The sequence below is a fragment of the Gordonia sp. (in: high G+C Gram-positive bacteria) genome, assembly GCF_012515855.1.
Classification (GTDB): Bacteria; Actinomycetota; Actinomycetes; order Mycobacteriales; family Mycobacteriaceae; genus Gordonia.
Window position 1 is genome coordinate 1 of sequence record NZ_JAAYXO010000080.1, and the last position, 24,471, is coordinate 24,471.

21 protein-coding genes are annotated in these 24,471 nt (G+C 68.3%); 3 read left to right on the top strand and 18 right to left on the bottom strand.

Annotated features, from left to right (window positions below; genetic code table 11):
- Positions 1-380: 380 nt before the first annotated feature.
- From tyrS to pheS, 13 genes are all read right to left on the bottom strand, one after another.
- The gene (gene tyrS, locus GX543_RS05935; RefSeq protein WP_290850529.1) at positions 381-1,652 is read right to left on the bottom strand and encodes a tyrosine--tRNA ligase; all 1,272 of its coding nucleotides are present in this window, start codon (positions 1,650-1,652) and stop codon (positions 381-383) included.
- A 7-nt stretch (positions 1,653-1,659) separates the two neighbouring features.
- Complete coding sequence (locus GX543_RS05940; protein ID WP_290850531.1) at positions 1,660-1,878, bottom strand: Trm112 family protein; 219 nt, start codon at positions 1,876-1,878, stop codon at positions 1,660-1,662.
- Between the two features lie 68 nt (positions 1,879-1,946).
- Positions 1,947-4,961 (bottom strand): AMP-binding protein, encoded by a 3,015-nt coding sequence (locus GX543_RS05945; protein ID WP_290850560.1) that lies wholly within the window; start codon positions 4,959-4,961, stop codon positions 1,947-1,949.
- A gap of 122 nt (positions 4,962-5,083) precedes the next feature.
- Entirely contained in the window at positions 5,084-6,538 is a 1,455-nt protein-coding gene (gene argH, locus GX543_RS05950) for an argininosuccinate lyase (protein WP_290850533.1), read from the bottom strand.
- Positions 6,539-6,666: 128 nt separating this feature from the next.
- On the bottom strand, positions 6,667-7,206 hold the full coding sequence (locus GX543_RS05955) for an arginine repressor (RefSeq protein ID WP_290850535.1): 540 nt from the start codon (positions 7,204-7,206) through the stop codon (positions 6,667-6,669).
- Complete coding sequence (gene argF, locus GX543_RS05960) at positions 7,185-8,174, bottom strand: ornithine carbamoyltransferase (protein ID WP_290850536.1); 990 nt, start codon at positions 8,172-8,174, stop codon at positions 7,185-7,187. The genes GX543_RS05955 and argF overlap by 22 nt, the downstream gene beginning before the upstream one ends.
- Complete coding sequence (locus GX543_RS05965; RefSeq protein WP_290850537.1) at positions 8,167-9,399, bottom strand: acetylornithine transaminase; 1,233 nt, start codon at positions 9,397-9,399, stop codon at positions 8,167-8,169. The genes argF and GX543_RS05965 overlap by 8 nt, the downstream gene beginning before the upstream one ends.
- Positions 9,396-10,319 (bottom strand): acetylglutamate kinase, encoded by a 924-nt coding sequence (gene argB, locus GX543_RS05970; protein ID WP_290850538.1) that lies wholly within the window; start codon positions 10,317-10,319, stop codon positions 9,396-9,398. Before argB ends, GX543_RS05965 begins: the two co-directional genes overlap by 4 nt.
- Positions 10,316-11,563, bottom strand: coding sequence for a bifunctional glutamate N-acetyltransferase/amino-acid acetyltransferase ArgJ (argJ, locus tag GX543_RS05975; RefSeq protein ID WP_290850540.1), 1,248 nt, complete (start codon positions 11,561-11,563; stop codon positions 10,316-10,318). Before argJ ends, argB begins: the two co-directional genes overlap by 4 nt.
- Before the next feature lie 100 nt (positions 11,564-11,663).
- Entirely contained in the window at positions 11,664-12,701 is a 1,038-nt protein-coding gene (gene argC, locus GX543_RS05980; protein WP_290850541.1) for an N-acetyl-gamma-glutamyl-phosphate reductase, read from the bottom strand.
- Positions 12,702-12,774: 73 nt separating this feature from the next.
- Complete coding sequence (locus GX543_RS05985; protein WP_290850543.1) at positions 12,775-13,914, bottom strand: metallophosphoesterase; 1,140 nt, start codon at positions 13,912-13,914, stop codon at positions 12,775-12,777.
- Positions 13,911-16,403, bottom strand: coding sequence for a phenylalanine--tRNA ligase subunit beta (pheT, locus tag GX543_RS05990; protein ID WP_290850545.1), 2,493 nt, complete (start codon positions 16,401-16,403; stop codon positions 13,911-13,913). Before pheT ends, GX543_RS05985 begins: the two co-directional genes overlap by 4 nt.
- 75 nt (positions 16,404-16,478) lie before the next feature.
- Positions 16,479-17,531, bottom strand: a complete 1,053-nt coding sequence (gene pheS, locus GX543_RS05995) for a phenylalanine--tRNA ligase subunit alpha (RefSeq protein ID WP_290850546.1) — start codon at positions 17,529-17,531, stop codon at positions 16,479-16,481.
- 237 nt (positions 17,532-17,768) lie between these two features.
- Here pheS and GX543_RS06000 point away from each other — a divergent pair, with 237 nt between their 5' ends.
- Positions 17,769-20,204 carry a protein kinase gene (locus GX543_RS06000; protein WP_290850547.1) on the top strand — a complete coding sequence of 812 codons (2,436 nt, stop codon included), beginning with the start codon at positions 17,769-17,771 and terminating at the stop codon, positions 20,202-20,204.
- Here the strand turns inward: GX543_RS06000 and GX543_RS06005 are convergent.
- The 5 genes from GX543_RS06005 to infC form a co-directional block, all read right to left on the bottom strand.
- Positions 20,194-21,051 (bottom strand): ABC transporter ATP-binding protein, encoded by an 858-nt coding sequence (locus tag GX543_RS06005; RefSeq protein ID WP_290850548.1) that lies wholly within the window; start codon positions 21,049-21,051, stop codon positions 20,194-20,196. The two genes, GX543_RS06000 and GX543_RS06005, sit on opposite strands and share 11 nt — an antisense overlap.
- Before the next feature lie 115 nt (positions 21,052-21,166).
- Positions 21,167-21,982, bottom strand: a complete 816-nt coding sequence (locus tag GX543_RS06010; protein ID WP_290850550.1) for an RNA methyltransferase — start codon at positions 21,980-21,982, stop codon at positions 21,167-21,169.
- A gap of 19 nt (positions 21,983-22,001) precedes the next feature.
- Positions 22,002-22,382, bottom strand: coding sequence for a 50S ribosomal protein L20 (rplT, locus tag GX543_RS06015; protein WP_290850551.1), 381 nt, complete (start codon positions 22,380-22,382; stop codon positions 22,002-22,004).
- Positions 22,383-22,413: 31 nt separating this feature from the next.
- On the bottom strand, positions 22,414-22,608 hold the full coding sequence (gene rpmI, locus GX543_RS06020; protein WP_290850553.1) for a 50S ribosomal protein L35: 195 nt from the start codon (positions 22,606-22,608) through the stop codon (positions 22,414-22,416).
- An 89-nt stretch (positions 22,609-22,697) separates the two neighbouring features.
- Complete coding sequence (gene infC, locus GX543_RS06025) at positions 22,698-23,279, bottom strand: translation initiation factor IF-3 (RefSeq protein WP_290850555.1); 582 nt, start codon at positions 23,277-23,279, stop codon at positions 22,698-22,700.
- Positions 23,280-23,495: 216 nt separating this feature from the next.
- Here infC and GX543_RS06030 point away from each other — a divergent pair, with 216 nt between their 5' ends.
- Entirely contained in the window at positions 23,496-23,885 is a 390-nt protein-coding gene (locus GX543_RS06030) for a DUF1844 domain-containing protein (protein ID WP_290850557.1), read from the top strand.
- Positions 23,886-23,960: 75 nt separating this feature from the next.
- Positions 23,961-24,278, top strand: coding sequence for a hypothetical protein (locus GX543_RS06035; RefSeq protein ID WP_290850559.1), 318 nt, complete (start codon positions 23,961-23,963; stop codon positions 24,276-24,278).
- Positions 24,279-24,471 lie beyond the last annotated feature (193 nt).

The window sequence follows — 24,471 nt, forward strand, 5'->3', positions numbered from 1 at the left end:
TCAATCTTGTGGCACAAGAAATCCAAAACACACTATCGAGTTCTCAAAGAACACACACCCACCAGCACCAACCAGGCACAACCCAGCCGAACTCCAGCAGACATCTGAAATTATCTTGCAACCACCCCGTCTCCGAGGCGACCTTCCCAGCCTACCAGGCCAGAACTTCCTGTGCAACCCACTCATTTCATCAACCCAGAAGGAAGAAAGAAACTCTGCGAGGCGCAGGACCGCTACTCTACCCACACCACCGCAACGAGTGCAACTCGCCGACAACCAGGGGGATTTCGCTCGCCAGACCCTGTCGGGCTGACCTGGACTAAGCTACACACTCTTTCTCAGTTGTGCCAAACTCCCAGGTCAGCGCGACAGGCCAGCGATTAGGCGCCGATCTTGGCTCCGGCGAAAGTCTTCTTCCCCCGGCGAAGGACCAACCATTTGCCGAACAACAGGTCGTCTGAGGCCGGCTTCCAGTCGGCGTCGGTGACCTTCACGTTGTTGACGTAGGCACCCCCTTCGTCGACCGCGCGGCGGGCCGCCTTGTTGCCGGTCGCCAAGCCCGACTCGACGAGCAGTTCGGTGAGCGTCGGCTCCGCGCCGGCGGAGAACTCGGCGATACCGGTCTCCCCCAGTGCCGCGGCGAGAGTGCCCTCGTCGAGATCACTGAGCTCGGCCCGACCGAAGAGTGCCTGGCTGGCGAGTTCGGCGGCCGCCGTCTGATCGGCACCGTGGATCAGAGTCGTCAGCTCCTGTGCGAGGCGCTTCTGCGCGGTGCGCAGGAACGGCTTCTCCGCGGTGATCTGCTCCAGTTCCTCGATCTCTTCGCGGCTCAGGAAGGTGAACCACTTCAGGAACTTCACGACGTCCGCGTCGGCCGTGTTCACGAAGTACTGGTACCACGCGTACGGGCTGGTGAGCTCGGGGTCGAGCCACACGCTGCCACCTCCGGTGGACTTGCCGAACTTCTTGCCGTCTGCCGACGTCACCAGCGGGACCGTCAGGGCGTGCGCACTTCCGCCGTCGACCTTGCGAATCAGATCGACGCCACCGAGGATGTTGCCCCACTGGTCGGAGCCGCCGATCTGCAAGACGCAGTCGTAGTTGCGGTACAGCTGCAGGTAGTCGTTCGACTGCAGGAGGAGGTAGCTGAACTCGGTGAAGCTCATGCCGTCCGCGTCGAGGCGGCGCTTGACGGTGTCGCGGGCCAGCATCACGTTGACGGAGAAGTGTTTGCCGACGTCGCGGAGGAACTCGATGGTCGACATCGGGCCGGTCCAGTCGTGGTTGTTCACCAGCACGGCGCCATTGGACGAATCGTCGATGGTGACGAACCGCTTGAGCTGTCCGACGATCGTGTCCGCCCAGTCGGCGACGGTGTCCACCGAGTTCATCGAACGCTCGCCCACATCACGAGGATCACCGATGAGACCGGTCGCACCGCCCGCGAGAACCACCGGCCGGTGGCCGGCCAACTGGAATCGACGCAGTGTCAGCAGCGGGACCAGATGCCCGGCGTGCAGGCTCGACGCGGTGGGATCGAAGCCCGCGTACAGCGAGATCGGCTGGTCGAGGACCGTGCGGAGGGCATCCATGTCGGTGCTCTGGCCCACCAGCCCGCGCCAGATCAGGTCGTCGAGAATGTTCTGTTCCACTTGTGAATCACGCGTCCTTGGCGGTGAGGCGCTCGTGCTCGTCGTCGGACACCGAGCGCGCGTCGTCGATCAGCATGTTCGGGATACCGACCTCGTCGATGGCGTAGGCGACCCGAAGACGCGGGTTATAGAGCTCGTCTCCCGCATTGATCAGTTCGCCCAGATCCTGGGGGCACACCAGTCGGTCTCGGACCACCGGGTTGATGCCCTCGGCACGTGTTGCCATCAGCTCCCACTCGTTTCGTCATTCGTGCGCCGCACCCGGGACGGGTCGACGCTCATCAGGTGTCCAGGCTACTCGGCGTCCGCGGTCTCCTCGGCGGGGGCGGCGACGCCGGCCGGAGCACTCCAGTCGATGGCAGCGGCGGCCGTCGCCGTGTAGCGGCGGTAGCGGCCGTCCGGATCGCGGTACCAGACCTTGGGCCCGGGCTTCGGGAGTCCACGAGCGGCGATCTTGCTCGTCATCAGGCGGAACGACTCCGACAGCGGGATCGAGTCGGCGATCCACACCAGGTGCGGACGCTGTTCTGCGGGCAGTTCGCCGAGTCCCACACGGATCTGCGTCGGGGTCAGCGAGGTCGCGCCCGCACGGAGGGTGACCACGGCGACCGCGACTTGCTCGCCGGGGTTCCCGACTCCGTAGACGGCTGCGTGCTTGATGTCGGTCACCATCGACAGCGCCTGCTGGATCGGGACCGGGTACACCGGGCCCGCCGCACTGAGGATGACGGCGGCTGCCGAACCCATGTACCAGAGGTCACCATCGGCGTCGGCGCGGAACAGACTTCCGCCGACCTCCCAACGGTCGTGCGGACGAAAGACGTCGCGCAGGACCAGGCCCGCGGTTTCGAATCGCTGTCCCGCGTGCGAGACCAGCATGCCGACCTCGCGCGGCTCGGCTTCCCGAACGAAGCCCGTGTCGCTGTCGATCTCCATGCGTCCGGAGATCGGGTCGTACGCGGCGATGCGCACCGGGTTGGTCTCCGGGAGCGCGCGACCCATGGAACCGATCTTGTTGTCGTCGATGTTGGCGAGGATCGCCGAGCCGTCGGCGCTGGCGAAGAACTCCAGCACGCGGGCCTTAGGCAGCGTTTCGCGGAGTCGGGTCCACTGTCCCGACGACAGGCCCGATCCCATGAACAGGCGCACGCTGTCGAGCTGACCGGCGTCGAACTCCGGGGAGTCCATGATCTCCGACAACATGTTCCAGGTGTACGAGACCACGGTGACGCCATAGCGCCGGATCTCGCTCGACAGGCGTGCGGGATCGATTCCCGTCGACAGCGCGATCCGAGACCGACCGGCCGCGGTCGCACCGAGCGTGGTGAGGAGACCCGACGCGTGGTGCAGCGGCGGCAGGCAGTACACGGTGTCGCGGTTCGACAGGCCGGCGGCCGCAGCGGCACCGAACGCCGACATCGCGAATCGGTGGTTGGTGATCGACCATCGATTGATGCGCCCCTGCGTCTCGGTGAACAAGATGAAGGCGAGGTCGCCCGCGAGTCCGGGATCGGGCCGGTACCAGGCGGGCCTCCGGACCTTTGCGGGGTCGATGAGCTCCATGTCGACGATGTGCTCGCCGTCGGCTCCCTCGATCCGACGCTCGTCACCGCCACCGAGGACCAGCACGCGATCGCATGCGGCGGCAGCGCGTTCGAGATGCCCGGGATCGGCGACGATCACCCGCGCTTCGGCCATCGACAGCATCTCGGGGAGCGACTCGCTCGACGACATCAGCACGGCGACGGCGCCGAGTCGAGACAGCGCCGCGATGGTGACCAGGGCCGACGGACGCGGATCCATCATCAGGCCGACGTGCACGCCGGGGCGGATGCCGCACTCGATCAGGCCTGCGACCACATTGTCGATACGGGTGCCCACTTGTTCGTGGGTGAGCACGCGGTCTTCGAAGAGGAAGAGCTCGCCGGTGGGCGTGCGCTTGGCGTTCTCGCTCATCAGCTTGCCGAGCGACACCCGGGTGGACGACTGGATCTGGCCGAGTCGGAACAGCCGCGGCACGGTGCGGACCGATTCGGTGGCCACTGCGCGCGTGGTGCGCTGCAGCGAGTCGACCGCTTCGACGAGTTCCTTGGAGATCGTGGTTCCGGCGCCCGCCACCTGGCCGACGCCGTAGGTGAGTCGATTGCTCCAGCTGATGCCGGTGCCCGACTCGGAGCGTCCGGATCGCATCGGGGCGATGGCCTCGGGACGCTCGCCGTTGCCCTCACGCCACTGGATCCACTCGCCCACGGTGGGCCAGGTACGACGCCCGGCGGTGGAACCGACGACCAGGCCGAAGTGGCCGACCGGCAGGGTGGACTCGTAGACGTCGGCGGTCGGCGCGGCGCGGACGATGCCGCGGACGGCCAGCGGCTGGCCGATGTCGTCGGTCTCGCCGACGAACGCCAGCACCGGACAGGTGATCTCGGTCATCGAGACCACATCACCGTCGATGACGAAGCCGCCGGACATCATCCGGTTGTGCACGACGAACTGACGCAGCAGTTCGGCGACCGCCGGCCCCGACCACGCGACCCAGCCCTCCTGCTCGATGAACCGCCGCTGATCCTCGCGCGGGAGCAGCGCGTCGCGATCGTGCAGCTTGCGGAGGAAGTCGATGCGGCTCTTCGCCGACTTGACCGGGTCGACCAGTTGGAAGCCGGTGCGGGCCAGCCAACTCGGGATCCAGAGTCGATTGAAGACGTTGTCGGCGACGAACTCGGCGCCGGGCACCACCAGATTGGCGGGCAGGCCCAGCGGCAACGCGGCCAGGATGTCGACCGGGCTGCCGAAGGTGACGACGCTCGCCAGGCCCTCGGACCGCCGGTACGCCGCAGTCTGATAGGCGAACATGCCGCCCTGCGAGTAGCCGCCGAGGTGCACGTCCTGCCCGGTCACCGAACGGACCAGGTCGATCACGCGGCTGATCGCGACCACGTGGTCGGTGAGGGTGCGCTCCATGCCGCCCTCTTCGTGGTCGGGCGAGCCGAAGTCGACCACCCACGGGATCACGCCGTGGCGATAGAGGACGGAGGCGGCGCCGTTGTGCTGGGTGACGTCGTAGACGTTGGCCGACACCATCATCGGTGGGATCAGGATGATGTGCGCGCGACCGTCGCCGGGGTCGTCGGGGAAGTAGCGGCGCAGCCGATACATCTTCTCGGTCTCGACGATCTTGTACGGCGTCGGCTCCGTTCCGGTGTCGAGGCCGCCCAAGCGCAGCACCTCGAGCCCGTTCTGCGCCGTCGCGACAATCCGCCCGACCGTTCCACCCACGTTTGGCAAACGTCGCACCGTGCACACTCCCATCACCGGTCAATCCCATGCGCTCGCAGATGTCTTCGATCCCCGACGCGAGCACGCGTGAGTTTACTAGGGGTAACACACATCCGAGTGCACAGGTGGCCCGTCACACAGCCGCCGGGGCGACGCTACCGGTTCAGCGCTGCGCGGAGATCTGCGATGGCGGTGTTCGCGACGTCGATCTGACGCTGCACCTGCGGCGAAGCGGTACCACCCAGCGCATTGCGCGATTCGATCGACCCGGCGACCGTGAGAACCTCGCGAACCTGCGGCGTCAGCGCCGGATTGATGTCCGCCATCGTGGCGTCGTCGAGTTCGTCCAGACCGACCCCGCGCGCCTCGGCCTCGCGCACGCAGGCGCCCGCGACCTCGTGGGCGATGCGGAACGGAACGCCCTGGCGGACAAGCCACTCGGCGATGTCGGTGGCGAGCGTGAAGCCTGCGGGCGCCAGTTCGGCCATCCGCTCGGGATGGAACACCAGGGTGCCGACCAGACCCGCCATCGCGGGAAGCAGCAGGTCGAGCTGATTCACCGAGTCGAAGACCGGCTCCTTGTCCTCCTGCAGATCACGGTTGTAGGCCAGCGGCTGCGCCTTGAGCGTCGCGAGCAGACCGGTGAGGTTGCCGATGACGCGCCCGGCCTTGCCTCGGGCCAACTCGGCGACGTCGGGGTTCTTCTTCTGCGGCATGATCGAGCTTCCGGTCGACCACGCGTCGGCCAGGGTCACGTAGCCGAACTCCGGGGTGCTCCACAGGATCACGTCTTCGCCGAGGCGCGACATGTCGACCGCGATCATCGCGAAGACGAAGGCCGCCTCCGCCGCGAAGTCGCGCGAACTGGTGGCGTCGATCGAGTTGTCCGCGGCGCTGTCGAAACCGAGATCGGCGGCGATCGCGGCGGGGTCCAGGCCCAGCGACGACCCGGCCAGGGCTCCGGACCCGTACGGAGAGACGGCGACGCGACGATCCGCATCCACCAGTCGCGCGACGTCGCGCAGCAGCGGCTGGGCGTGCGCCATCAACGTGTGGCCGAGGAGCACCGGCTGCGCCGCCTGCAGGTGGGTCTTGCCGGGCATCACGACGCCGGGGTTGGCCGCTGCTTGATCGACGAGCGCCTGCGCCAGGTCGAGGACACCCGAGCCGACGCGACGCATGGCATCGCGGAGCCACATCCGGAAGAGGGTGGCGACCTGGTCGTTGCGCGAACGGCCGGCACGCAGGCGTCCGCCGACGTCCGGGCCCACTCGCTCGATCAGTCCGCGCTCCAGCGCACCGTGGACGTCCTCGTCGGACTCCGCGGGGCCGAACGTGCCGTCGGCGACGTCGGCGGCCAGGCGGTCGAGCCCGGCCTGCATCGTGGCCGCATCAGCGTCGGTGAGCAGGCCGGCCTTCGCCAGCACGCGTGCATGTGCCTTGGATGCCTGGATGTCGAAGGGCGCCAGCGCCCAGTCGAAGTGAGTCGACTTGCTCAGTGCGGCCATCGCAGCGGCGGGGCCGTCGGCGAACCGACCGCCCCAGAGCGCGCCCTCGTTGGTGCCCTCGTGAGCGTCACTGTTCGATGCGGTGTTGTCGGCGGTCGCCATGAGGGCGGTACTCCTCGGTCTCGTGGATGGGGCGTCGGGGACGTGCTGTCAGGATTGCGGTCTTGGGTGGTCGTGCGATGCGGGTGCGCCGACGGTCTGCGGCGCGCGACTAAGCGTAGGCGCTGGCCTCAGACGAGGCTCTCGATCCGCGCGGCGAGGTCGGCCCCGGTCAGCGGCCGCCGTGCCAGCACGAAAATGGTGTCGTCACCTGCGATGGTGCCGACGACGCCGGGCAGGCGAGCTCGATCGAGTGCGCTGGCGAGGTAGCCGGCGGCGCCCGGCGGGGTGCGGAGGACGGCCGTGTCGCCGGACGAGTCGGTCGAGACCAACAGTTCCGACACCAGCCGAGCCAGTCGGTCGGTACCCCCGGACACTCCGCGGACCGGGCTGCCGTCTTCGGGCACCACGTACCTGCCGACGCCACCGTCCGCGGCTCGCAGCTTGACCGCGCCGAGCTCGTCGAGGTCACGCGAGATGGTGGCCTGCGTCGCCGCGATGCCCGCCTCGGCGAGCTTCTGCTGCAGATCGCTCTGACTTCGCACCTGCTCGGCGGCGAGGATCTCCACGATGCGCGCATGTCGACCGGCGCGCGTCGCGGCCAACCGCGCCGACTCCAGTCGATCCGGGTCGTTCGAGTCCGGAGCGCTCACTGGCGGTCCATCAACCATGCCAGGAGCGCCTTCTGCGCATGGAGGCGATTCTCGGCTTCGTCGAACACGACGCTGGCCGGCCCGTCGATGACCTCCGCGGTGATCTCCTCGCCGCGATGCGCAGGCAAGCAATGCAGCACGATCGCGTCGTCGGCTGCGTAGCCGAGGATCTCGCTGTTGATCTGGTACGGCCGGAACGGGCCGATGCGATCGAGGCCGTCGGCCTCCTGCCCCATCGATGTCCAGGTGTCGGTGACGAGGACGTCCGCACCGGTCGCCGCGGCGATCGGATCGGTGATGATCTCCACGCTGCCACCGGTCTCGGCGGCCCGCCGCTGCGACGCCGCGAGCACATCCGGGTCGGGCTGGAACGCTGTGGGACCGGAGACGCGGACATGCATGCCCGCGGTGACCCCGCCCAGCATCAGCGAGTGCGCCATGTTGTTGGCGGCGTCGCCGAAGTAGGTCATCGTGAGGCCTGCCGCCTTGCCCTTGCGCTCGATGATCGTCTGCAGGTCGGCGAGCACCTGGCAGGGATGGAACGAGTCCGAGAGGGCGTTGACGACCGGGACCGTCGCGTACTCGGCGACGGCTTCCAGTCGGTCCTGGCCGAACGTGCGCCAGACGATGGCGTCGACGAAGCGCGAGAGCACCCGACCGGTGTCGGCGAACGACTCGTCGCGCCCCATCTGCGTGGTGGTGCCGTCCACGACCACCGCGTGACCGCCGAGCTGGCTGATGCCGACTTCGAAGGAGAAGCGCGTGCGCGTGGAGTTCTTGTCGAAGATGACCCCGACCGCACGCGGCCCCTCCAGCGGACGGAACGCGAAGCGATCACGCTTCATCTGCGCCGCGAGGGCGAGGACCTCGGCCTGCTCGGCGGGCGTCAGATCGTCGTCGCGCAGAAAGTGGCGGACGGCTGGCCCGGTGGTGCTCTCAGAGGTGGTGCTCGCAGAGGTAATGCTCGCAGCGGTGGTGTCACTCATGGGTCGAGCCTTTCGAGGTCTGTGCTGCTTCTTCGGTACGGGCGGCGTTCTCGGTACCGGCTGCGGCATCGAGGATCGCAGGCAGATCGGCAACGAAGCCTGCGGCCTGCTCCTCGGTGAGGATCAGCGGCGGGGCCAACCGGAGGACGTTCGGCGCAGGAGCGTTGATGAGGTAGCCCGCGTCGCGCGCGGCCTTTTCCGCGGCCGACGAGATGTCGGAGTTCAAAACCACACCCAACAGCAGGCCGTCGCCGCGGACACCGGCCACCTGCGGGTGATCGAGCGCTTCGATGCCGGTGGCGAAGGCCTTGCCGACGCGCTCGACGTGCGCGAGCAGATCGTGCTCGTCGATGTACGCCAGGACCGCCAGGGCGGCCGCCGCACAGACCGGGTTTCCGCCGAAGGTGGTGCCGTGGTGACCGGGCCCGAACAGGTCGGAGGCCGGACCGCTCGCGATGCAGGCGCCGATCGGCATGCCGCCGCCGAGCCCCTTCGCCAGGGTCATCACGTCGGGAACGATGCCCGCGCGCTGGTGAGCGAACATCCATCCGGTGCGGGCCACGCCGGTCTGCACCTCGTCGAGAATCAGCAGTGCCCCGTGCTGCGAGGTGATCTCCCGCGCCGCCACCAGGTAATCCGGCGGAGGCACCACCACGCCGTTCTCGCCCTGGATGGGCTCGAGGATCACCGCGGCGGTCTGGTCGGAGACCGCGGCACGGAGCGCATCGATGTCGCCGTACGGGACGTAGTCGACGCCCGCGGGCATCGGCTCGAACGGTGCTCGCTTGCCGGGCTGCCCGGTCATCGCCAGCGCGCCCATGGTGCGACCGTGGAAGCCGCCCTCGGCCGCGATGATCTGGGGACGACCGGTGCGCCGGGCGAGCTTGAACGCGGCCTCGTTGGCCTCGGTGCCCGAGTTGCAGAAGAAGACGCGGCCCTCGTGGCCGAAGGCGGCCAGCAGGCGTTCGGCGAGTTCGACCACCGGTGGCGAGATGTACAGGTTCGAGACGTGCCCGAGCGTCGACAGCTGCTGCGTCACCGCGTCGATGATCGCCGGATTGGCGTGGCCGAGCGCGTTGACGGCGATCCCGCCGAGCAGGTCGAGGTACTCGCGGCCGTCGGCGTCATAGACCACGGCACCCGCCCCGCGGACCAGCGCGATCCCCGGCGTGCCGTAGTTGTGCATGAGTGCGGTGTTCCACCGCTCCTGCAGAGGTGCGGTCACAGCCGTCCTCCCTCTCTGTGATCGGCGACCACGGTGGTGCCCGAGGTCGCGGAGGTGAGCAGCGCCGCGATCACCGAGTGCGGTGCCCGGCCGTCGATGACGTGGGCGGCGCCGACACCGTCTTGAACGGCCCGCATGCAGGCCTCCATCTTCGGCACCATGCCCGCGTCGAGGCTCGGCAGCAACGCCTCGACCTCGGGGGCGGTGATCCGCGAGACCAGCGACGTGCGGTCCGGCCAGTCGGTGTACAGCCCTTCCACGTCGGTCAGCATCACCAGGTGCTCGGCGCCGAGGGCCGCGGCGATCGCTCCCGCCGCGGTGTCGGCGTTGATGTTGTGCACCTGTCCCGAGGCGTCGGGGGCGATGGTCGAGACCACCGGGATGCGGCCGGCCGCGATCAGGTCGTCGACAGCCGAGGTGTTGACCGTGGTGATGTCGCCGACGAGGCCGATGTCGGTCGGCTCGCCGTCGACGAGCACGGTGCGTCGTGTCGCGGTGAACAGGTGCGCGTCCTCGCCGGTGATGCCGACCGCGTACGGGCCGTGCGAGTTGATCAGGCCGACGAGTTCCCGGCCGACCTGACCGAACAGCACCATGCGGACCACGTCCATCACTTCGGGTGTGGTCACGCGGAATCCGCCGCGGAACTCGCCGTCGAGGCCGAGGCGCGAGAGCATCGCGGAGATCTGCGGTCCTCCGCCGTGCACGACCACCGGGTGGATGCCGCAGGCGCGCAGCAGAACCATGTCGGCCGCGAACGCCTTCTTGAGGTCGTCGTCGATCATCGCGTTGCCGCCGTATTTGACGACGACGCGTTTGCCGTGGAGGGCAGCGAGAGCCGGTAGCGACTCGGCGATGATCGCGGCCTTCGCCAGACCGTCGAGCGAATCGGTGTCAAGGGTGTCGGGGGTTGTGGTCATGACGAGTAAGCCGAATTCTCTTCCACGTAGGCGTGCGACAGGTCGGTGGTCCGGACGGTCGCCTCTCCGTCGCCGAGGCCGAGGTCGGCGACGACCTCGATCCGGTCGCCGGACAGGTCGACCTCGCGGGCGCCGGGGACGCCGGCGCCGTTCTTGCAGATCGGCGAACCGTTGAACGACACCGAGATCCGATCCGGGTCGATCGGGATCGAGACGGCGCCGATGGCGGCCAGGACGCGGCCCCAGTTGGGGTCGGAGCCGAAGAGTGCGGTCTTGACCAGCGAGTCCCGGGCCACGGAGCGGGCGATGACGAGGGCGTCGTCCTCGGTGGCCGCACCGGTGACGGTGATCGCGATGCGCTTGGTGACGCCCTCGGCGTCGTTCTGCAGCTGGCCCGCGAGATCGTCGCACACGGCGAAGACGGCGGCGTCGAGCTCGGCCTGCGGCACCTCGATCTGACTGGCGCCCGACGACAGCAGCAGGACGGTGTCGTTGGTGGAGATCGAGCCGTCGATGTCGAGGCGATCGAAGGTGCGTGCGGTGGCCCGGCGCAGCGCGAGGTCGACCGACTCCGCACTGACCTTGGCGTCGGTGGTGAGGACCACCAGCATGGTGGCCAACGACGGCGCCATCATGCCCGCCCCCTTGGCCATGCCGCCGACGTTCCAGCCGCCGGTATGGTGCAGCGCCACCTGCTTGGGGATGGTGTCGGTGGTCATGATCGCGTGGGCGGCATCGGTGCCGCCCTCGATGCCGCCGCCCATCTCGTGCACGATCTCGGTGACACCGGCGAGGACCCGGTCCATCGGGAGTCGCTCGCCGATGAGGCCGGTGGAGCACACGGCGACCTCGATCGCTCCGGTCTCGGTTCCCCAGTTCGACAGCGTCGACGCCACGGCCTCAGCGGTGGCGTGCGAGTCCTGAAAACCCTCGGGGCCGGTGCAGGCGTTGGCGCCGCCGGAGTTCAGGATCACCGCGCGCAGCGCCCGGCTCTCGATCACCTTCTGGGTCCACCGGACCGGCGCGGCCTTGACCTGGTTGCGGGTGAACACCGCAGCCGCCGAGAGATCCGGACCCTCGTTGAAGACCAGTGCGAGGTCGGGGTTGCCGTTGGCCTTGATGCCCGCGGCGATGCCCGCGGCGCGGAAACCGAGCGGTGCCGTGACGCCCTGGCGGCGAGTCATCCGCGACCCCACCAAGAGGTCGATGTCCGGCACCGGGATGGTCTCGGGGACGTCAGTCATGTGCTGATCCTTCACGGGTTGGTCCGATTCGAGGGAGATGCGGCCGCGGGCGATGCGGCCACCGGAGATGAGGGGTGCGCGGCTGGTCGGAACCGGCCGGTCACGGCGCGACGCCGACCCGCGGGAGGCCTTCGCCCTCGCCCCAGCCGAGGGCGAGGTTCATCGACTGGACGGCGGCACCGCCGGTGCCCTTGGTGAGGTTGTCGACGGCGCCGACGGCGACAAACGTGCCCGACCGCTCGTCGACGGAGATGCCGATCGACACCATGTTGGTACCCACCACTGAGCCGGTCTCGGGGAACTCGCCCTGCGGCAGCAGGTGGACGAAGGGCTCGTTCTCGTAGGCCTTCTGGTACACCGCGCGGATCTCGTCGATCGACGCGCTGGTCCGCGCGGTGCAGGTGGCGAGGATGCCGCGCGTCGTCGGGACCAGGACCGGGGTGAACGAGACGCCGACCGGCAGCTGCGCGGCATTCGAGAGCGCCTGCGTGATCTCCGGCGTGTGGCGGTGGGTTCCTCCGACACCGTATGCGCGCACCGAACCGATGACCTCGGCGGCGAGCAGGTTGACCTTCGGCGACCGTCCTGCGCCCGAGGTGCCCGACATCGCGACGATGGTGACGTTGGGCTCAACGAGACCGGCCGCCACCGCGGGCAACAGCGTCAGGATCGAGACCGTCGGGTAGCAGCCGGGGACGGCGATCCGAGTGGCACCGGCCACCACCTCGCGATTGCCGGGCAGTTCCGGCATGCCGTAGGGCCACGTGCCCGCATGCCGACCGCCGTAGTAGGCGGTCCACTCCCCCGCGTCCTCGAGCCGGAAGTCGGCGCCGCAGTCGACGATCACCGTGGTCGGCGGCAGCGCGTCGGCGATGGCCGCGGACTGTCCGTGCGGCAATCCCAGGAACACGACGTCATGCCCCGCGAGGACCTCGGCGGTCGTCTCCTGCAGCACCCGATCGGCCAGCGGGAACAGGTTCCGGTGGTGGTCGCCGAGCCGAGAGCCGGCATTGGAACCCGCGGTCAGCGCACCGATCTCGAGTTCACCCGAAGCCAGACGCGGATGCCCGCACAGCAGTCGCAGGATCTCGCCGCCCGCATAGCCACTCGCTCCGGCCACGGCAACCTTGATAGTCATTCCATCATTATGCACCAGATCGCAAATAAATTCACGCAGGTGTTCACCTCGGTTTGTGGCCGCGCCCGATCGGCTACTTCCGGAGTGTGATCATCGTGATCTCGGGCGGCGCCAGCACGCGGACCGGAGGTCCCCATGCACCCGCGCCGCGCGTCACGTAGACCTGGACCCCGTTCACGTCACCCCATCCGGCCGTCACCGGGCTCTGGAGCGCCACCAGGTAGGTGTTGGGCCAGAGCTGACCGTCGTGCGTATGGCCGGAGAACTGGACGTCGACGTCGTATTCCGCCGCCTGGAACGCCTGGCTCGGCTGATGCGCCACGAACAGCACGGGACGCTCCGGCGTCCGTCCGCCGAGCGCCTTCTCGTAGTCGGGTTCGTAGGGCTCGGGCGCCGTCTTGTCGTGCACGCCCGCGAGATCGATGACGCCGCCGCCGCGGGTGATCTCCACGCGTTCGTTGCGCAGTGTCTTGATGCCGAGCGTCTCCCAGAAGTCCAACCACGAACCGCCGTCGTCGACGTAGTACTCGTGGTTTCCACTGGTGGCGTACACGCCGAGCGGTGCGGTGAGGTCGCGGAGCGGCTCCAGGTCCGGACCGACATATGCGACGGTGCCGTCGGTGAGATCGCCGCCGAGGATCACCAGATCGGGGCGTTCGGCGTTGACCTTGTCGACCACCTTGCGGACGAACCCGGCACCGCGCGCCGGCCCGGCGTGGATGTCGGTGACCAGGGCGATCCGGACGCCGTCGAAGTCGTCGGGCAGATTCGTGACAGCGACCGACTCCTCGACCACCCGGGGCGACGACGCCTCGAACAGCCCGTAGCCCACAGCGCCGAGAGAGACCGCCACGACGGCCGCCGTCGCGACGACCGTCGCCCGGTGACCGATGCCGGGGCCCGACTCCCGACCGCGCAATCGGGCGATGCCCCGAGCCGCGAGCCGCACCAGCGCGATCAGCAGGGTGCCGACCATCAGGTAGTAGATGCAGGCCGCCCACGTGAAGCCGACGAAGCCGAGCGGGCGCGCCCACGACGGGTCGAGGACGCCGCCGACGAAGAATGCACCGAGGGTCGTCGCCGCCAGCACCACCAATGCCGCGTCCGCCGCGACGGCCCAGCGACCGGTGAGACCCGGCAGCCGCACCAGCCGTCGGTGCAGCCAGAAGATCACCAGCAGCGCCGCGACGCCGGTGATGAGGAGTCGGATCACCGCAGTCGTGCTCCCACGGTCTCACCCGCATGCGCCACGGCGGCCATCTTCGCGGCCGAGCCGTCGTCCTCGGTGAGGGTCCGGTCGGGAGCGCGGAAGGTCAGCGCGAAGGTCAGCGACTTGTTGTCCTCGCCGACCTGTTCCCCCTCAAAGACGTCGAAGAGGGCGATCGATTCGAGGAGTTCGCCCGCGCCCGCGCGGAGCGCTTCCTCGACGTCCTGGGCCGCGACGGTCTTGGCGACGACCACGTTGACGTCCTGAAGGACCGCCGGGAACGGCGAGACCTTCGGCGACGGCAGGTTCTCCCGCAACGGAAGCGCGTCGATGTCGATCTCGACGGCGCATAGGCGCGCGGGGAGGCCGGCGCGCTCGAGCACCGCGGGGTGCAGCTCACCGGCATGACCGACCACGACGCCGTCGGCCTCGAGCCGTGCGCATCGACCGGGGTGCCAGGGCAGCGTGTCGTCGGCCACCAGGGCGAGCTCGACGCCCGACGCCCTGCCGATCTGACGGGCGGCCTCGAACGCGTCATAGGCGTCCGCGGGGCGTCCTGCGCCCAGCGGTCCGGCCGGCTCGCGCAGACCGGTCAGGATCACGCCGACGTGCAGCGGCTGCGCGGGCAGCGAGGCGTCGAGGGCGGCCTGCTCGTCAGCGGTCGGTCGGCGGGTGACATCGAGCGCCGGAACCGTGGGTCCGGTGTCGCCGCCCAGGACCACCTGGCCGATCGCGTACAGCGCCAGGTCGCGCTGTCCGCGAGCGATGTTGCGGGCGGTCATCTCCAACAGCCCGGGCAGCAGCGTCGTATTCAGCTCCGGACGGTCGGACTCGAGCGGGTTCAGCACCGACACGGTCTGTCGCCGCGGGTCGTCGTCGGCCAGGCCCCAGGTGTCGAAGACGCCCGCGGGCAGGAACGGGTACGGCAGCACCTCGATGTAGCCGTCGGCGGCGAGTCCGGCGCCGATCGAGCGACGACGGCGCTGCACCGCGGTGAGGCCGCGGCCGCCCGGTGCGCGCGGCACCACCGCCGGGATGTCTTCCAGACCCTCCAGCCGCAGGACCTCCTCCACCAGATCGGCGCGCTGACGCAGGTCGGGCCGCCACGACGGCGGGGTCACCAGCAGTCGGGCGGATCCCTCGACCTCCCTGGTCTCCACCTCACAGCCCACTTCGCGCAGGCGCGCGGCGGTGGTGCCCTCAGGGTACGGGATACCCGCGGTCTGGTCCGGCAGTGCCGGGTCGATCTCGATGGCGGCGACGGCGGGGGTCTCGACGCGTGCGTCGGACAGGTCCCCGGCGATACGACCCCCCGCGTACTCGACGATCAGCGCTGCGGCGCGATCGGACGCCACGGCGGTGACCTCCGGATCCACCATGCGCTCGAATCGCTTGGCGGCCTCGGAGGTGAGCTTGTGACGCTTGCCGCTGCGGAACACGCGGACCTGATCGAAGTTGGCCGATTCCAGCAGGATGGTCGTGGTCTGGTCGGTGACCTCGGTCGACGCGCCGCCCATCACGCCGGCGAGGGCGATCGGCCCGGAGTCGTCGGCGATGACGACGTCTTCGGGATCGAGCTTGCGAGTGACGCCGTCGAGGGTCTCGAGGGTCTCGCCCGCCACCGCGGCGCGCACACGCACCGTCCCGACGACCTTGTCGGCGTCGAAGGCGTGCAGCGGCTGGCCCAGTTCGATCATCACGTAGTTGGTGATGTCGACGATCGCCGAGATCGGGCGGATCCCGGCGACCATCAGGCGCTTGGCCATCCACCACGGCGACGACGAGGCGGCGTCGACGCCGTCGATCACCCGCGCCGTGTACCGGGTGGCCTTGCTGTCGTCGTCGATGGCGACGGGCCACGGTTCGCGCGCGGTGGTCACCGGCAGCGGCTCGCCCGGCAGACCGTCGTCGACGTACGGGACGGAGAAGGCGCTGGCGAGCTCGCGACCGAGGCCACGCATCGAGAAGGCGTAGCCGCGATCCGGGGTCACGTTGACCTCGATCGCGGTGTCCACGAGACCGAGGACCTCGCGAGCGTCCGCGCCGGGCTCGGCGGTACCGGGGGCCAGCACCAGGATGCCGGAGTGGTCGTTGCCGACGCCGAGTTCGGTGACCGAGCAGATCATGCCGTCGGAGGTCTTACCGTAGGTCTTGCGGGTCGCGATCGCGAAGTCTCCGGGCAGCACCGCGCCGGGCAGAGCCACGACCACGAGGTCGCCGACGGCGAAGTTGCGCGCACCGCAGACGATGTCGCGCGGGGCGTCCTCGCCCACCTCCACCTGGCAGAAGCGGATCGGCTTCTTGAACTCGGTCAGTTCCTCGATCGCGGCGACCCGCCCGATGACCAGCGGACCGGTGATCTCCGGAAAGGGCTCGACGTCCTCGATCTCGAATCCGACGCGGACGAAGCCCGCGTCGATCTCTGCGGTCGACGGGGTCACGTCCGCCGATCCCTTACGCAGGACCTGGGTCAGCCAGGACTGTGGGAGACGCACTGTTCACCAACTACTTTCGTGTCGTCACTGTGGCGATCGAGGTCGCCGGGAAGAAGGTTTTCTGGGTCGGTCGGGTCAGAGCGCGGGACCGAACGGAGCGGTGAAACGGACGTCGCCCTCCACCATGTCGCGCATGTCCGGGAGGTCGTTGCGGAACTGCAGCGTCCGCTCCAAGCCCATACCGAACGCGAAGCCCGTGTACACGTCCGGGTCGATGCCGGACGAACGCAGCACATTCGGGTTGACCATGCCGCAGCCGCCCCATTCCACCCAGCCTGCGCCGCCCTTCTTGCCCGGGAACCAGACGTCGACCTCGGCGGACGGTTCGGTGAACGGGAAGTAGCTGGCCCGCATGCGGGTGGTGGTCTCCGGACCGAACAGGGCCTGCGCGAGCACCTCGAGGGTTCCGCGCAGGTTCGCGAGCGTCAGTCCCTTGTCGACGGCGAGACCCTCGATCTGATGAAAGACCGGGGTGTGGGTCGCATCGAGCTCGTCGGTGCGGAAGGTGCGACCGGGGCAGGCGACGTAGATCGGCACCTCGCGGTTGAGCATCGAACGGACCTGCACGGGTGAGGTGTGCGTGCGAAGCACCTGTCGCGAGCCCTCGGGCGCGATGTAGAACGTGTCCTGCATCGACCGAGCCGGATGGTCCGGCAGAAAGTTCAGGGCGTCGAAGTTGTGGTGCTCGGTCTCGACCTCGGGCCCCTCGGCGATCTCCCAGCCCATGCCGACGAAGACGTCGGCCACCTGCTCACCGATCACCGTGATCGGGTGGCGGGCACCGCGGCGTCGTCGACCGGAGGGCAGGGTGACGTCGATCGACTCGGCGACCAGCACCGCAGCATCACGCTCGGCCGACAGGACCTCGGTGCGGGCGTCGAGTGCCGCCTGCACCTTTCCGCGAACCTCGTTGACCAGCTTGCCCGCCGCGGACCGCTGATCCTTCGGCAGACTCCCCAGGGCACGCCGAGCCAGCGCGATCGGCGAGCGCTCCCCGAAGAAGGCGGCCTTGGCTTTGCCCAGGGCCTCCAGATCGGCGGCGCCGTCGAATGCGGAAACCGCGTCCGCGACGGCCGCGTCCAGTTCGGCTCCGGTCGGGAATTCGTTGACAGCAGTGTCGTCAGCCACCGGGCTCGCATCTCCTATGTCACATACGCGTGCAAATTACTCGCGTTCAAGGGTAGTCGAGATGGCCGCCGACCTTCATTTCAGGCCGGTCGGCCGAAACCGACCGTGTCGCCGTCCTCCCGAGACGGGGTCGTTCGGGTAGGAGACCAAGTCCTTCGGATGACACTTGCCATGCGATAGGTTCATCGCAACACCAGTTCCGGCACCCCATCTGCCGGATGTTGAGGGAGGACGCTCATGTCGGCGGAACCGGGTAGTCAGATTGCGGGATACCGAGTGGTTTCACGGCTCGGCTCCGGCGGCATGGGTGATGTGTACATCGTCGAGAACGAACAGCTGCAGCGCCAAGAGGCCATGAAGGTCATCTCGGTCGGCGGGGCGTCGAACGACGACTTCCAGCAGCGCTTCTCCAACGAGGCACGCACCGCGGCGTCCCTGGATCACCCGAGCATCATCACCGTCCACAGCTACGGCGTCGACGAGGGCCTGCCGTGGTTCACCATGAGCTATCTCAAGGGGCCGGACCTCTCGTCCACCCAGCTGAGTCCGGCCGATGCCGTCACCGTCATGGAACAGGTGGCGAGCGGCCTGGACTACGCGCACGCGCGCACCGTGGTCCACCGCGACATCAAGCCGGCCAACATCGTGATCACCCGCACCGACGACGGCGCGATCGCACGCGCGGTGATGCTCGACTTCGGCATCGCGAAGCTGGCGGATTCACCGCAGTTGACCGCGGTCAACTCGGTGGTCGGCACCGCTGCCTACACCGCACCGGAGATCATCAGCGGCCAGCACGCGTCCAGCAAGTCCGACCAGTACTCCCTGGCGTGCACGGCGTACCAACTGTTCGCCGGAACAGCACCGTTCAAGGCCGACAGCACCACGGCCCTGATGATGGCCCACGTGCAGCAGCCGCCGCCGTCGCTCGGCAATGTACGCCCGGACCTCGCACCGCTCGGACCGGTCCTGCAGCGTGCGATGGCGAAGGATCCCGCCGCGCGCTACCCGAACTGCCGTGCGTTCGCCGACGACCTCAAGCGTGCTCTCGCCCAGACGCAGGCGGGCACGTCGACGACCGTCGCGCCGGTCCCCGGTGTCGGCCCGGGCCACACCCCGGCCCCGCCCACCAATCAGCGGTTCGCCGGGACGCCGCCCCCGTCCGGCCACGTCTCCGCATCGGGGATGACGCCCCCGTCCAACCCCGGAATGCAACCGCCGCACTCGGCGCCCGGGATGGCGGCCCCGTACTTCGCCTCCCACCCCGGCACTTCCAACCCGGGCATGACCCCGCCGCCGTCGGGCAACTTCAACGCCCAGAGCTATGGCGGCACTGTTCCCGGCGGCCCCGCTTACGGCGCACCGAACCAGGGCTACCCGGGTCAGCCGAACGCCGGGGCCTTCACTCCGCCGCCGATGGGACCGGGTGCTCCGCAGCAGGCGTGGGGCGCGCCGGGTCAGGCCCCGAAGAAGAGCAAGAAGCCGTTGTTCATCGGCCTCGCCGTGCTGGCGGTCGTTCTGATCGCCGCGGTCACCACGCTCGCGGTGCTCATGACGGGCGGCGAGCCCGAAGAGACGGTGACAGCACACCCGAACATGCAGTTGGTGACGAACTCCAACACCACCTGCTCCATCAAGGACGAGAGCCTCTACTGCTGGGGCAACAACAGCTCCAGCCAGATCGGCGACGGCGGAACCACCACGCAGCAGACTCCGATCAAAGTCCCGGGCCTGACCGGCGTCACCGCCGTCAGCATCGGCAACTACCTCTCGAAGAACGAGGAGTACCCGACCACCACCTGCGCCATCGCTTCCGGCGACGTCTACTGCTGGGGCCGCAACCACTACGGACAGATCGGTGACGGGTCGACCGAGGACCGGTCGTCACCGGTCAAGGTCCCCGGGCTCCCGAAGGCCACCGCGGTCTCCACCAACGACACCGCGACCTGCGCCGTCACCGAGGAGAAAGAGGTCTATTGCTGGGGCGGCGGCGAAGGCGGTCAGATCGGAACCGGCGACACCAGCGAACGGGTGACCTCACCGCAGAAGGTCAACAACCTGTCCGACGTGAAGCAGATCTCGTCGAACGGCGGCACCGTGTGCGCCATCGCCGCCGAGAACGATCTGTACTGCTGGGGCAATAACGGCAGCGGCCAGCTCGGCGACGGCACCACCGACCAGCGCAACACCCCGGTCAAGGTCAAGAACCTGCAGAACGTCACGTCGGTCTCGATCGGCCGGTCGGTCGACACCGAGAAGAAGATCATCTACCGCACCGTGTGCGCCGTCGCCGACGGCAAGGTGCACTGCTGGGGATCGGACATCAACGATGACGGCTACCGCAAGGTGCCCGTCGAGGTGAACGGAATCGCGAACGCCGAACAGGTGGCCGTCGACGTGTCGACCGCGTGCGCCACCTCCGAGGGCAAGCTGCTGTGCTGGGGGAACAACTTCTACGGTCAGGTCGGCAACGGCAGCACCGAACGAGTCATGAACCCCACCGAGGTCAACGGCTTGAGCGATGTCGAGTACGTGACCACCGGCTTCAGCACCACCTGTGCCGAGGTGGCCTCGGGCGACACCTACTGCTGGGGCCTGTCCGGCCAGGGCCAGGTCGGCAATCCGAGCGCCGACTCGGAGAAGCAGACTCGGCCGATCAAGGTCACGATCTGACCGACGTGCAGCGACGACCGATCGGTACCACCATCGGTGTTCCGCCGATCGGATCGGTCACGATCTGCGAGGCCAGCCCGAAGGCTGAGGCGAGCAGGTCGGCGGTCAGCACATCCCGGGGAGGTCCTTCCGCGACGATCTGGCCGGCGCGCATCACGATGATCGAATCGCTGTAGCGCGCCGCCAGATTCAGATCGTGCAGGACCATCACCACGGTCTTCCCGTGCTCGGAGCGGAGTTCGTCGACCAGATCGAGGACATCGACGGCGTGGGCCAGATCCAGATAGGTCGTCGGCTCGTCGAGCAGCACCAGGTCGGTCTGCTGCGCCAAGGTCATGGCGATCCAGACTCGCTGCCGTTGGCCGCCCGACAGCGAGTCGACCGCACGGTCGGCGAGCTCGGTGGTCGACGTCAGTGCCATCGCCTCGGCGACGGCACGGTCGTCGTCCGACGACCACTGCCGATACCAGGACTGATGCGGGTGCCTGCCCCGGGCGACGAGGTCGGCGACGGTGAGCCCGTCGGGCGCCACCGGATTCTGCGGGAGCAGCCCCAGGGTGCGAGCCACCTGCTTCGGCTTCTGGCCCGCGATGTCCTGACCGTCCAGGAGGACCTGGCCGGCCGACGGATTCAGCAGCCGCGACAGGGTGCGCAGCAGAGTCGACTTTCCGCAGCCGTTGGGCCCCACGATCGTGGTGACCTGCCCGGTCGGGATCGCAACGTCCAAGCGATCGATGATGGTGGTGTCGCCGTAGCCGACAGAGAGCTTCTCGGCGGCGAGCCGACAGGGCGCCCCCTGCGTGGGAGGCGTTCCGGCCTCGCCGAAGACTTCCACGGAAACCGTCATCACTCATCCCCCTGCTCGGGTCGGGCCTACTGTCGTCGACTTGATAGTAGCTTTACCTAACCTAAGTCACCGAAGAGGCCCGTGGCCCGCAGAAGTCGGAGTCCGGTCGCCGACGTCAGCGATTTTGTACGCGAGCGCTCGCGTACAGGCAGACGGCGCTGGCCGCCGCGAGGTTCAGACTCTCCGCGCGGCCCCGCAACGGGATGCTGACGCGATGATCGGCGCCGGCCAGCACCTCGTCGGGCAGTCCGTGCGCCTCGTTGCCGAACAGCCAGGCATGCGGAGCAGCGAGGAGTTCATCGGCGTCATCGAGGCTCACCTCACCGTTCATCGCCGTCGCCAGCGTGGCGATGCCTGCCGAACGGACGGCAGCCAGTCCCCCGGCGATGTCGGCGAGACGGACCACGGGCACGTGGAAGACACTCCCCGCGCTGGCGCGGACGCTCTTACCGTTGTGCGGGTCGACCGAGTCACCGAGCAGGATCACCGCGTCGGCGCCCATCGCGTCGGCGCAGCGGGTCAGGGTGCCGAGATTTCCCGGTTCCCGAGGTTCGACGGCCACCACCAGGAGTCTCGGGCTCCCGGAGAGGACGTCGTCGAGGTCGACCGTCAGCAGGTCGCACACCGCGAAGACCCCGGGAGGCGTCGAGGTCTCCGAGAGCTTGCCCGCAGCGCGCTCGTTGAGCCGAAGCACCGGCACGCCCGCGGTGAGCGCGCGGTCGACGAGGTCGCCGAACCGCTGCTCCTGGTCCTCGCGGACGAGGACCTGTTGGGTGCGACCGGTCGTCAGCGCCGCGTCGACGGAGTTGAATCCCTCGACGAGGAAGCGGCCTTCGCTGCGTCGAACCGATGCACGGTGCAGTTTGGCCAAAGAAACGACCCGCGACGAACGTTCGGTCAGAACGTCCGTCGCGGGTCGGAAGTCAGTCACCTGGCGTGATCTCGGAAGATCAGGCAGCCGGAGCGTTGACGTCGGCAGGCAGCGCCTTGCGAGCGACCTCGACGAGGCTGGTGAAAGCCGCCGGGTCGGTGACGGCGATGTCGGCGAGCACCTTGCGGTCGACCTCGACGCCTGCCAGCTTCAGACCCTGGATCAGGCGGTTGTAGGTCATGTCGTTCGCACGAGCAGCCGCGTTGATGCGGGTGATCCACAGCTTGCGGAAGTCGCCCTTGCGCGCCTTGCGGTCGCGGTAGGCGTAGGTCATCGAGTGGAGCTGCTGCTCCTTGGCCTTGCGGTAGAGGCGCGAACGCTGCCCGCGGTAGCCCTTCGACGCCTCCAGGATGGAGCGGCGCTTCTTCTGGGCGTTGACAGCCCTTTTCACACGTGCCATTAGTCTTAGTCCTTCTGAAAGTTCGTGGAGATCAGCGGTTGAGCAGGCGCTTGATGCGCGGGGCGTCGTTCTCGCTCACGACGGTGTCGCCGGAGAGACGTCGGGTGACGCGCGACGACTTGTGCTCCAGGAGGTGGCGCTTGCCTGCCTTCTCACGCATGATCTTGCCGCTGCCGGTCACCTTGAATCGCTTCGCGGTGCCCTTGTGGGTCTTGCTCTTAGGCATTGTCTTCCTTCGTTTGGGCGAACTCCGACACCGCCGGGACCGGGAGGTCCGGGCGGATGGCGGAATCCGCTACTTCTTCGAGTGTCGGTTCAGGAACCCTGTTGACTCTGCTGGGCCTGCGCTCGGGTCTTCGCACCCTTGTGCGGTGCCAGGACCATCGTCATGTTGCGGCCGTCCTGCTTGGCCGAGGTCTCGACGAAGCCGTACTCGGCGACGTCGTTGCCCAGGCGCTGCAGCAGGCGGAATCCCAACTCGGGGCGGGACTGCTCGCGACCGCGGAACATGATGGTGACCTTCACCTTGGAGCCCGCTTCGAGGAACCGGACGACGTGACCCTTCTTGGTCTCGTAGTCGTGGTCGTCGATCTTCGGGCGGAGCTTCTGCTCCTTGACGACGGTCATCTGCTGGTTACGGCGGGACTCGCGCTGTTTCTGCGCCGCCTCGTACTTGAACTTGCCGTAGTCCATGATCTTGCACACCGGCGGGCGTGCGTCAGGCGCAACCTCTACCAGGTCCAAGTCGGCTTCGTAAGCCAGGCGAAGCGCATCTTCAACACGCACAATGCCCACCTGCTCACCGCCAGGTCCGACCAGTCGGACCTCGGGGACGCGGATGCGCTCGTTGATGCGGGTTTCAGTGCTGATGTGGCCTCCTCGATCAATGTTTTCCATGTGGCCGGCCAACGGAGTTGGCAAGCGTGAGGAGATTCGAGGCCGAGAACACCATTGTGCCAGTCGAGACACAACCTCTACGGTTGGCCGACCGGCGCTGGTGTGACCGGAACCGTGAAACAGATCGTTGGACGATCGTCGTACGGTGGGACTCGAAGAATCCTCTTGCTACCCCGGCGCTAGCCGAGGCGGTCATGCTGTGACACTCTATCAGGCGTGAGCCCTAACTCCTACTCGCCTGATCAGCCCGACAACGTACACGTCGCGCCGGGTCAGGCATCTGAAGACAACGTCCGCGAACTGATCGACATTCCCGCCGTCGAGGTGATCACCCGTTCGGCCGTGATGCTGATGAGTTCGGCGGCCGAGAAGCTCGGGCTCGCCGAGGGCGCCGACCCCGACACCGTCGACCTCCCCGAAGCGCGCGCGCTGATCACCGCACTCGCCGGACTGGTGGTCGCCTCGCTGGGCGACCTCGGACTGCACCGCAAGCCGCTGCAGGACGGACTCCGCGCCCTGCAGTTGGCGTTCCGCGAGGCCTCCGCCTATCCGGACGAGCCGGGCCAGGGCCCCGGCGAGCAGTTCACCGGTCCGGTCAAGGGCTGACCCCGCCACCGATCCCCTGCGACCGATCACCTGCTGCCGCCGGTATCGCCCCATCGTCGGGACTACGCTGGAGTCATGACCACTCCCGGCTTCCCCCGCGGCGACGAGCCCATCGAACCCGAACCCATCGACGCCGAGATCGTGCCCGCACCGGACTTCACCCCGTCCGTGCGGGCGCCGTCGTTCGAGGAGGTCACCGGCTACACCGAAGCCGGCGTGCCGACCTTCGACCACGTCCGGGACAAGATCGAGCAGCGGACCGCCACCGCGATCGGGAGCCAGGAGCTCGCCGAGATGGGCAAGGAGGCGGCCGCGGCCGACGAAGCGATGGCCAAGCGCGACGAGGCCGCCAAGAACAAGCTCGCAGAGATTCGGAAGTCGATGGGCCTGTAAGTGGCCCGCGGAAGCAGCTAGCCCTGCAGGAGCGGCTTGATGAAGCCGCCGGTGTGGCTCGCCTCGACCTCCGCGACCACCTCCGGCGTGCCCTGCGCCACCACCGTCCCGCCGCCGCTACCGCCTTCCGGTCCCATGTCGACGATCCAGTCGGCGGTCTTGATGACGTCGAGGTTGTGCTCGATGACGATCA

What these genes read in the sequence shown, in the direction of transcription:
- GX543_RS05940 (WP_290850531.1), bottom strand. Translation starts at nt 1,878, where the DNA reads ATGGCAACACGTGCCGAGGGCATCAACCCGGTGGTCCGAGACCGACTG.
- GX543_RS05945 (WP_290850560.1), bottom strand. Translation starts at nt 4,961, where the DNA reads ATGGGAGTGTGCACGGTGCGACGTTTGCCAAACGTGGGTGGAACGGTC.
- argH (WP_290850533.1), bottom strand. Translation starts at nt 6,538, where the DNA reads ATGGCGACCGCCGACAACACCGCATCGAACAGTGACGCTCACGAGGGC.
- GX543_RS05955 (WP_290850535.1), bottom strand. Translation starts at nt 7,206, where the DNA reads ATGGTTGATGGACCGCCAGTGAGCGCTCCGGACTCGAACGACCCGGAT.
- argF (WP_290850536.1), bottom strand. Translation starts at nt 8,174, where the DNA reads ATGAGTGACACCACCGCTGCGAGCATTACCTCTGCGAGCACCACCTCT.
- argB (WP_290850538.1), bottom strand. Translation starts at nt 10,319, where the DNA reads ATGACCACAACCCCCGACACCCTTGACACCGATTCGCTCGACGGTCTG.
- argJ (WP_290850540.1), bottom strand. Translation starts at nt 11,563, where the DNA reads ATGACTGACGTCCCCGAGACCATCCCGGTGCCGGACATCGACCTCTTG.
- argC (WP_290850541.1), bottom strand. Translation starts at nt 12,701, where the DNA reads ATGACTATCAAGGTTGCCGTGGCCGGAGCGAGTGGCTATGCGGGCGGC.
- GX543_RS06000 (WP_290850547.1), top strand. Translation starts at nt 17,769, where the DNA reads ATGTCGGCGGAACCGGGTAGTCAGATTGCGGGATACCGAGTGGTTTCA.
- GX543_RS06005 (WP_290850548.1), bottom strand. Translation starts at nt 21,051, where the DNA reads ATGACGGTTTCCGTGGAAGTCTTCGGCGAGGCCGGAACGCCTCCCACG.
- rplT (WP_290850551.1), bottom strand. Translation starts at nt 22,382, where the DNA reads ATGGCACGTGTGAAAAGGGCTGTCAACGCCCAGAAGAAGCGCCGCTCC.
- rpmI (WP_290850553.1), bottom strand. Translation starts at nt 22,608, where the DNA reads ATGCCTAAGAGCAAGACCCACAAGGGCACCGCGAAGCGATTCAAGGTG.
- infC (WP_290850555.1), bottom strand. Translation starts at nt 23,279, where the DNA reads ATGGAAAACATTGATCGAGGAGGCCACATCAGCACTGAAACCCGCATC.
- GX543_RS06035 (WP_290850559.1), top strand. Translation starts at nt 23,961, where the DNA reads ATGACCACTCCCGGCTTCCCCCGCGGCGACGAGCCCATCGAACCCGAA.